The organism is uncultured Tepidimonas sp. (genome assembly GCF_938045175.1).
GTDB lineage: Bacteria > Pseudomonadota > Gammaproteobacteria > Burkholderiales > Burkholderiaceae_C > Tepidimonas.
In genome coordinates, this window is record NZ_CALIND010000097.1 from 1 (window position 1) to 8,363 (window position 8,363).

General features: G+C 68.4%; 10 protein-coding genes. 2 read left to right on the plus strand and 8 right to left on the minus strand.

The features are described from left to right. On the plus strand, window positions 1-1,007 hold a 1,007-nt coding region (locus Q0716_RS05095), incomplete at its 5' end, for a recombination-associated protein RdgC (RefSeq protein ID WP_366139718.1). On the opposite strand, the gene Q0716_RS05100 is transcribed toward Q0716_RS05095, so the two are convergent. The 6 genes from Q0716_RS05100 to Q0716_RS05125 form a co-directional block, all read right to left on the minus strand. Next, window positions 997-1,443, minus strand: a complete 447-nt coding sequence (locus Q0716_RS05100; protein ID WP_299020398.1) for an OsmC family protein — start codon at window positions 1,441-1,443, stop codon at window positions 997-999. The two genes, Q0716_RS05095 and Q0716_RS05100, sit on opposite strands and share 11 nt — an antisense overlap. A 38-nt stretch (window positions 1,444-1,481) precedes the next feature. Continuing rightward, on the minus strand, window positions 1,482-1,781 hold the full coding sequence (locus tag Q0716_RS05105; RefSeq protein ID WP_299020400.1) for a hypothetical protein: 300 nt from the start codon (window positions 1,779-1,781) through the stop codon (window positions 1,482-1,484). 17 nt (window positions 1,782-1,798) lie between these two features. After that, complete coding sequence (locus tag Q0716_RS05110; RefSeq protein ID WP_299020403.1) at window positions 1,799-2,050, minus strand: MoaD/ThiS family protein; 252 nt, start codon at window positions 2,048-2,050, stop codon at window positions 1,799-1,801. A 13-nt stretch (window positions 2,051-2,063) separates the two neighbouring features. Then, window positions 2,064-3,341 carry an FAD-dependent oxidoreductase gene (locus tag Q0716_RS05115; RefSeq protein WP_299020406.1) on the minus strand — a complete coding sequence of 426 codons (1,278 nt, stop codon included), beginning with the start codon at window positions 3,339-3,341 and terminating at the stop codon, window positions 2,064-2,066. 78 nt (window positions 3,342-3,419) lie between these two features. After that, complete coding sequence (locus Q0716_RS05120) at window positions 3,420-5,267, minus strand: aldehyde ferredoxin oxidoreductase family protein (RefSeq protein WP_299020408.1); 1,848 nt, start codon at window positions 5,265-5,267, stop codon at window positions 3,420-3,422. A 19-nt stretch (window positions 5,268-5,286) separates the two neighbouring features. Then, window positions 5,287-5,763: a 4Fe-4S dicluster domain-containing protein gene (locus Q0716_RS05125; protein WP_299020411.1), complete on the minus strand. Its 477-nt coding sequence runs from the start codon at window positions 5,761-5,763 to the stop codon at window positions 5,287-5,289. A gap of 182 nt (window positions 5,764-5,945) precedes the next feature. Here Q0716_RS05125 and Q0716_RS05130 point away from each other — a divergent pair, with 182 nt between their 5' ends. Continuing rightward, a complete protein-coding gene (locus Q0716_RS05130) occupies window positions 5,946-7,052 on the plus strand; it encodes a helix-turn-helix domain-containing protein (RefSeq protein WP_299020414.1) in 1,107 nt (368 codons plus the stop codon). Between the two features lie 13 nt (window positions 7,053-7,065). On the opposite strand, the gene Q0716_RS05135 is transcribed toward Q0716_RS05130, so the two are convergent. Together Q0716_RS05135 and Q0716_RS05140 are read right to left on the minus strand one after the other, a co-directional pair. Next, on the minus strand, window positions 7,066-7,908 hold the full coding sequence (locus tag Q0716_RS05135) for a substrate-binding domain-containing protein (RefSeq protein WP_299020416.1): 843 nt from the start codon (window positions 7,906-7,908) through the stop codon (window positions 7,066-7,068). Beyond that, window positions 7,908-8,363: ATP-binding cassette domain-containing protein (locus Q0716_RS05140; RefSeq protein WP_299020418.1), on the minus strand; the 456-nt coding region annotated here is incomplete at its 5' end. The genes Q0716_RS05135 and Q0716_RS05140, both read right to left, overlap by 1 nt.

Genomic DNA, 8,363 nt, shown 5'->3' on the forward strand with positions numbered 1-8,363 from the left:
CCACCCCCTTTTCTTTCGGCCGCTGCTACCCCGCTCGCCGGCGGTTGGCTGATCTGGCCGCCCCCTCTCCGGCCCTCTTTTCCTCCTGCCCCGACGTGTTCAAAAATCTGACGGTATTTCGGCTGGGCGGCGGTTTTGTCGCGCCACTGGAGGCGATGGAGCAGGCGCTGGCCACCCAGCCCTTCCACCCCTGTGGTCCCAACGAAATGCACAGCCAGGGCTGGGTGCCGCCGCGCGGGCAACCGCATGCGCCGCTGGTCGAATCGGTGGCCGGGCACCGCTTGATGCGCTTTCGCATCGAGAGCAAGCGCGTGCCGGCTGCCGTCGTCAAGCGCGAGCTGCAGGCGCGCTGCGCGCAGATCGAGGCCACCGAGGGGCGTCAGCCGGGCCGGCGCGAGCAGCGCGAGCTCAAAGAGCAAATCGTGCAGGCGCTGCTGCCGATGGCGTTTGCACAGACGGTGGATGTGCTGGTTTGGATGGATGTCGCGGCAGGCCGAGTGGCGCTCGACACCACGAGCACCAAACGCGTGGATGCGGTGGTGACGGCGCTGGTCAAGGCACTGGACGGACTGCGCGTGGAGCCGCTGCAGACCGCGCAAGCGCCCGCCACCGCCATGGCGGGCTGGCTCGCGTCGCCTGCCGACGATTGGCCGGCGCACTTCGCCCCGGGCCGCGAAGTCGAACTCAAAGCGGACGGCGACAGCCCGGCCGTGGTGCGCTACAGCCGCCACGTGCTCGACGGTGACGAGATGCAACGCCACCTGGCGCAGGGCAAACGCCCCACCCGCCTCGCGCTCGATTGGGACGGTCGCGTCAGCTTCGTGCTGACCGAGACCTGGCAACTGCGCCGCATCGCGTTTCAGGACGGCGTGTTCGAAGACAACGACGCCGCAGAGACCGATGGCTTCGACGGCGACGCGGCGATCACCACGGGCGAATTGTCGACGCTGCTTGGCGACCTGATCGCGGCGCTCGGTGGCACGCAGCCGCAGGAAATCACCCCTTGAGCACCTGCCCGTCGGCGTCGATGACACGCACGTCGATCGGGATGCCCTCGCGCACGCTCATCGAGACGGTGCAGAATTCCTCGAATTGCCCGAGGATGCGGTCCAGGTGCTCGTAGGCCGCACCGGGGCGCTCCAGACGCAGATCCACCTGGATGTGCTGGATGCGCAGCCGGTTGGCGGCGTTGCGGCCCACGGTGGCGTGCGCCGTGGCACTCAGGCGCCCAGGCTCTTGCTTGAATTTGGACAACGCAAAGGTGAGGCTGGCACACAGGCAGTTGGCCACGGCGGCCAGCAGCAGGTGCTTGGGCGACGGGCCAGCGGACTGCCCCAACGGCGGGGGCTCGTCGCTGATCCAGCCGGGAGTGCCCAGCCCGAAGTCGATGTCGAATTGGTAGCCGTCGCGTCGAACGACGGTGACAGGAGCGGAAGTTTCCATGGTGACAGTATGCCGGAAACGCCGCGTTGCGGGCGACCTCATCCGCCTCCGCGACGCATGATGAGATCGAAGTGGCGCATGAATGCTTCGCGCTCGCGGCCCACCACACTCTCAAACCGAAATCGTACCCACAGGCGAGGCAAGCGCAGCTGTGCGATGGCCCTCGGTGGCAGGGGCTGCCACGTCAGCGTCAAGCGGCCGGCGCCAATCTCCACCTGAGCGCCGTCGTTGGTCTGGGTCCACCGGTGCGGCCCCACGGCCACGGGCAGCCAGCGCAGCCACTCGTGCACCGTGCAGCCCATCTCGCGTTCGAAGGTCTCGTCACTGGCCGTATTCACCGGACTGGCCTACCAGGTCATCCCCCGGCAATCGGTGGCCACACAGCCACCACGTCACCGGCGGCCAAGGCGCGCTGTGCACGGTCGGCCGGTGGCACGAACACGCCGTTGACCAAGACCAGGTGCACCAGGCGCGGCGGCAGCTGGTAGCGCTCGATCAGGGCTTGCACCGTGCTGCCCTCGGGCACGTCGAGCTCGACCTGGTTGAAGCGTGCCCCGGCGGGCAAGTAGTCGCCCAGCGTGGCAAACAGTTTGAGGGTGATGCGCATCGGGTCGCCAACCTCAACGCCGCCGGGCATCGGCCGCCGCGCTCCAGTGCGCCTGCGCCTGCGCAGCCGCCAAATAGGCGGCCATGAACTGCGTGGGGTCGTGCATCAACTTGTCTTTCCATTCGCCCAGCCGCACACGCCCCTCGACCAAGCCACGCAAGGCGCCGATGTGCTGCGTCCAGCCCACGCTGTTGCAGCCCACCATCACGTCACCGTCGAAGCACAGGCTCAACACCTTGTGGTGCTGCGCATCGACGCGCTCCACGCGCTCGCCCCCCGGCACCCCCTGCCAGTTGCCAAAGCTGGCCGAAATCAGCCCCAGCGTGTCGAGCACGTTGATCTGGGTCACACCGCGCAACTCGGCGTGCTGCCCCACCATGTTGAGCGCGGCCACGCGCGCCTGCTCGGCCGCGTTGGGCTGGATGGCGCTCACGATGGTGGTGCCCGATATCTTGTCGAAGGCCTCGGCGCAGTCGCCCGCGGCATAGATGCCGGAGACGTTGGTCTGCATCTGTTCGTCGGTCAGCACCCCCTGTAAGCAACGGATGCCGCTGTCTTGGAGAAATTCGATGGCGGGCTTGACCCCGGCGGCGATGATGACCAGGTCGGCGTCGATGTGCTGTCCGTTGGACAGACGCACGCGCAGTGGCTCGGCGCGCTCGATGGCCTCCAGCCGCGTGCTGGTATGCACCGCCACGCCTTTGGCCTCGCACCACTGGCGGATCATGCCGCCGGCAGCAGGCCCCATCATGCGCGGCACCATGCGGTCGCCCATCTCGACGATGGTCAGCGTCACGCCGCGCTGTTGCAGCGCCTCCATGATGATGCAGCCAATGAAGCCCGCCCCCAGCTGCAGCACGCGCGCCCCGGGCTGCGCGCGCGCCATGATGGCGCGCGCATCGGCGAGCGTCCAGCAGTGGTGCACGCCGGGCAGGTCGATGCCGCGAATCGACGGACGCACGGGGCGCGATCCGGTGGCGATCAGCAACCGATCGAACGGCAACGCCCACCCGTCGTCGAGCGTGACCGTGCGCGCTTGCGCATCGACCGACTTCGCCCGGGCGAACACGCGCTCGATGCCCAGCCGCTCGTAGTGGTCGGGCGCCTTGCGCAGATGGGTTCCCGCTTCGTCGATCTGCCCAATGAGCAGGTAGGGAATGGCCATGCGCGAGTATGGCGGCTCCGGCTCGTCGCCCACCAGGGTGATACGGTCTGCCGGCGCATGTTTGCGGATGGTCTCCGCGGCGATGACGCCGGCAGGACCCGCACCCAGAATGACGTGATGCGTCATGTCAATGCTCTCCACCAAGCGGTAAGCGGCCAGGCAGGCCGCTCGCACGTGCGGATGTGCTCGAGACGGTGCGCCCGATCACAGGCCCAACCGCGCCAGGGTTTCCGGCTTGGGCCGACCCTCGGCATCCCAGCCGCGCACCTCGTAGTACTTGGGCAGCATCTCCGGCAGCTTGTTGGTCAGCCCCTTGGCTGGGCCGGTCTTGGCGGGCTCGGTCAGCAGCCGCGGCGGCAGTGTGTCATCGCGGGCGGTAAAGCCCGCGGCGTTGTTGAAGGCGCGCTCCATGTTCCAGATGCGCTCACCGATGCGCTCGAGCTCCTGCACCGTGAACTCCTCGCCGCAGGCCGCCGCCACTTGTGGAGCCACGTCGGCCAGCGTCCAGGCAAAGCTGGTGAAGATGCAAATGCCCGCGGAGTCGAAGGCGGCGGTGGCGTCCTGAAAGGCTTTGACCAGCTCGGGCTTGCCCTCGGTGGTCAGCGGGTCGGTCTTGATGGGGATGCCCAACACTTCCGACGCCACCGTATAGCCGCGCAGGTGGCACGCGCCACGGTTGCTCGTGGCATAAGCCAGCCCCATGCCCTGGATGCCGCGGCTGTCGTAAGCGGGGAACTCCTGCCCCTTCACACTCATGGACAGCTCGGGGTGGCCGTACTTCTCGCACAGGCGCTTGGAGCCGAGTGCGATTTCTTTGCCGAAGCCCACGCCGTTGGCGGTCATATCGGCCAGCTCGCACAGCGCGCGCGCCGAGCCAAAGGGCGCTTCGATACCGATTTGCTCCTTGGTCAGCACGCCCAGTTCATAGAGCTCCATGACCGCACCGACGGTGGCGCCGAAGCTGATCGGGTCCATGCCCTGCTCGTTGCAGATAAGGTTGGCGTACTGCAGCGCCTCGAGGTCGTTGACGCCGTTGGCCGCGCCCAGCGCCCAGGCGGCTTCGTACTCCAGACCGCCGCTCGCACCCCAGTACTGCGGCTTGTTTTGCACGCTGAAGTGCGTCTCGTCGATTTTGCTGATGCGCCCGCAGGCGATGGTGCAGCCAAAGCAGGCCTGGTTGGTCACCAGGTGGGTTTTGCCATCGCTGGGCCGGGGCGTGAGCATCGCTTCGGCCGAGATGTCCTTGGCGCCTTCGAACTGCACGTCGCGGTGGTTGCGCGTGGGCAGCGCGCCGATTTCGTTGATGACGTTCATGAGCACCTGGGTGCCGTATTTGGGCAGGCCCTGGCCCGTGACGGCATTGTCGGCCAGCACCTTTTTGGCGGCGCGCGTGGCGGCCATGAAGGCCTGCGGATCGCGGATGCCGCCCACCCCCTTGGTGCCGCGCACCGCGATGGCCTTGAGGTTTTTGCTGCCGGCCACCGCACCCACGCCGGAGCGGCCCGCCGCACGGTGCAGGTCGTTGACCACGCAGGCAAAGAGGACTTGGTTTTCGCCGGCACGGCCGATGCTGGAGATGCGCAGCAGCGGATCTTGCAGGCTGGTCTTGAGAATCTCCTCGGTCTGCCACACGGACTTGCCCCACAGGTGCGAGGCGTCGCGCAGCTCGGCCACGTCGTCGTTGACGTACAGGTACACCGGCTTGGGCGATTTGCCCTCGAAAATGATCATGTCCCAGCCGGCCATCTTGAGCTCCGCCCCCCAGTAACCGCCGGAGTTGGAGCAGGCAATGGCCCCAGTCAGCGGGCCCTTGGTGATGACGGTGTAGCGTCCGCCGGTGGAGGCCATGGTGCCCGTCAGCGGCCCGGTGGCCCAGATGATCTTGTTATCCGGCGAGAGCGGATCGACCTTGGGATCCACCTCCTCCACCAGGTACTTGCTGCCCAAGCCGCGCGAGCCTAGATACTGCCGCGCCCAGGTCATGTTCAGCGGCTCGGCCGTGCAGGTGCCGGCCGTCAGGTTCACGCGCAGGATTCTTCCAGCCCAAGACATGTTCGTGCTCCTTCGACGGTCAGGCCGCGGCGGGCTGGTTGCCCAGCTTGTCGGCCCACTGCTTCATGCGCTCGATGCCGGTCCAGTTGGCATCGATGAAGGTGATGGCCCCCGTCGGGCAGGCCTCGGCGCACGCAGGCTGCCCACCGCAGAGGTCGCATTTCTGTACCTTGCCCGTGGCCTCGACGTAGTTGATGGTGCCAAACGGGCACGCGATGGTGCACACCTTGCAGCCGACGCAGGTGGTCTCGTTGACGACCTTGGCTCCCGTGACCTTGTCGACCGTGATGGCCTCCACCGGGCAGGCATGCAGGCACCACGCCTCGTCGCATTGGGTGCAGGTGTAGGGCACTTTGCGCCCGGTGTGGTGGAAGTCGAACACCTTGATGCGCGATTTGGACGTGGCGTATGTGCCGTAGTTTTCGAACGAGCACGCCATCTCGCATTGCAGACAGCCCGTGCATTTGCCGGGATCGATGTGCAGCACTTTTTGCATGCCTGGTCTCCTGGTCGGGGGCCTCGGGTGGGCCCTTGGTTTGAACTTGTCGGCTCGGTCATTGTTGGGCGAGAATGTCACGCGAGCTTCAGGGATAACCCCTAGCACGGCAGGGGCAGACGCGGAAATTCTCAAAATGCGACAGCCGCGCACCCCCAGGCAGATGGCAGAAGGAGACAGCCATGCATGACCCATCCAGGGCCTACCCGGCTCCTGCCAGCGACGGCGGCGCGGGCAGTGAGCGCTTGCTCGCCATCCGGCAGGCGCGCCGCACGCTGTTGCAAGCCACCGAGGCGGGCGTCGGCGTGCCCGGCATCGAACCGTGGATCGCCGCCTCGTGGCGCCGCTGTCTGGCGCGCGGCCAGCGCCCCCACGAGCGCGTGGTGTTCGACTGCGTCAGCCGCGCGGCCGTGCGCCGCGCGCTGGAAGCGAGCAGCGCGTTGCGGCAGACGGCGGGCCCCGTCATCGAGCGCACGCTGGGGCGGGCGATGGCGGACACGGGCTACTTCGCACTGCTGACCGACGCGCGCGGCATCGTGGTCGACGTGCAGGGCCCCGCGGACACTCGCAACCCGCATATCCACGCGATCGCCCGCATCGGTGTGGACCTCTCCGAGCAGGCCGTCGGCACCACAGCCATTGGCGCTGCTCTAACGGAGCTGACCCCTGTTTGGCTGCACCGGGGCGAACATTTTTTCGAGGACACGGCCGTCTACAGCTGTGCCGGGGCGCCGCTGTTCGGACCGGATGGCGGCTGCATCGGCATGCTGGACTTGACCGGGGTACTCACACCCGAGCGGCGCGCGCTCAAGCACTTGGTGAGCGTGACGGCGCGACGCATCGAAAATGCGCTGGTGCTGCAACGCCCGCACGCGCTGACCATCCGGCTGACGTGGCCCGGCCATCTGCCCGGCGACGATGACGACGGCCTGCTGGCGCTGGACGCCGAGGGCACGATCGTGGCGGCCAACCGCACCGCGGTCGAAATGCTGGATTTGCGACACGGCGACACCGGTTGGCCGCACGCGCAGGCGGTATTCCCGCTGCCGGTCGCGGATCTGTTCGACACCGCGCGCCGCCAGCGGCCTGCGCTGGAACTGCCCACGTGCACCGGCCTGCGCGTGCTGGCCCTGGTGCAAAACGGGCGAGACGACGCGCTGCCGCTCAAGAGCCGGGAAGCCGCGATGATCCGCCACGCGGTGGCCGAGGCACGCGGCAACGTGGCCGAAGCCGCGCGCCGCCTGGGCATCAGCCGCGCCACGGTCTACCGCAAGCTGCAGCAGCGTTGACACCGAACCGCGGTCACTGGCCAGCGAGAGGGCGAAAGACCGACTGCCCCTGCAACCGGAAAGTGGCGATCGCCGCCTGCCCGTCGGGACCCCGCAACCAGTCCACGAAACGCTGGCCAGCCACCGCTTGCACATGTGGATGGCGCGCCGGGTGCACCACGATCACGCTGTACGGGTTGCGCAGACGCGCGTCGCCTTCCACCAACACCGCGAGCGCCCCCTGTTGCCGAAAACTCAGCCACGTGGCGCGGTCGCTCAGCGTGTAAGCGCCCAGCCCCGCTGCGATGTTGAGCGCCTGCCCCATGCCGCAGCCGCACGCGCGGTAGCGCGCCCCCGCCGGCGGCGAGACGCCAGCCAACGCCCACAGCCGTTGCTCCGCCCAGTGGGTGCCGCTTTGATCGCCGCGTGAGACGAAGCGCGCCTCCCCCGCCGCAGCCACGCGCCGCAGCGCCCCCAAGATGTCGCCCCCGCGCGCGCCAGCGGGGTCGTCGCGTGGGCCGACCAGAACGAAGTCGCTGACCATGACCTCGTGCCGCCGCAGCCCCCAGCCCTCGGCCATGAAGCGCGCTTCCGCCTCTGGGTCGTGCGCCACCACCACGTCGGCGTCGCCCCGGCGCGCCAAGTCCAGCGCCTGGCCGGTGCCCAACGCCACCACTTTCAGCTCGAGGCCGGTGGCTTGCCGCACGCGCGGCATCAGATAGGCCCAAAAGCCCGATTGCTCCAGGGACGTGGTGGACGCCACGACCAACGTCTGCGCCCTTGCCGTCACCATGATGGCCGCGAGCGCCCAGAGCAAGCCCAGCGCCCGCCAACCGCGCCACCCGCCGCCCCCACGTAACCCGCGTCGAGCACCCATCACGGCATCTCCGCCTGCAAAAAGGCCAAAGCCTCGCGAGAGTGCTGGCCCAAGCGTTGCGCATCGAAAAAGACGTCCACCGGCACGTCGGCACGAATGCGCCCTGCCTCCAGGTACACCACGCGGCTGGCCAAACGCCGCACCTGCCCCAGGTGATGGCTGCTAAAGACGAGAGTGCGGCCCTGTGCCGCCTGCTGGCCAGGGGCTGCCGGCGCCAGGTCCGCGGGCGCCGCGCCAGCGGCAAAGGCACGGATGAGCGCCTCCACCTCGGCACTGGCGTGGGGGTCCAAGCTGGCGGTGGGCTCGTCCAGCAGCCACACGTGCGGCTGCTGGGCCCAGGCGCGTGCCAGCGCCAAGCGCTGCTGCTGCCCGCCCGAGAGGGTGCGCGCAGGGCGATGCGCGCACCCGCCCAGGCCGACGGCGTGCAGGGCTTGCTGCGCCCGCTCGCGCGCCTG

Coding starts and splice junctions, on each gene's coding strand:
- Q0716_RS05120 (WP_299020408.1), bottom strand. CDS start 5,267: ATGTCTTGGGCTGGAAGAATCCTGCGCGTGAACCTGACGGCCGGCACC.
- Q0716_RS05130 (WP_299020414.1), top strand. CDS start 5,946: ATGCATGACCCATCCAGGGCCTACCCGGCTCCTGCCAGCGACGGCGGC.
- Q0716_RS05135 (WP_299020416.1), bottom strand. CDS start 7,908: ATGGGTGCTCGACGCGGGTTACGTGGGGGCGGCGGGTGGCGCGGTTGG.
- Q0716_RS05100 (WP_299020398.1), bottom strand. CDS start 1,443: ATGGAAACTTCCGCTCCTGTCACCGTCGTTCGACGCGACGGCTACCAA.
- Q0716_RS05115 (WP_299020406.1), bottom strand. CDS start 3,341: ATGACGCATCACGTCATTCTGGGTGCGGGTCCTGCCGGCGTCATCGCC.
- Q0716_RS05110 (WP_299020403.1), bottom strand. CDS start 2,050: ATGCGCATCACCCTCAAACTGTTTGCCACGCTGGGCGACTACTTGCCC.
- Q0716_RS05125 (WP_299020411.1), bottom strand. CDS start 5,763: ATGCAAAAAGTGCTGCACATCGATCCCGGCAAATGCACGGGCTGTCTG.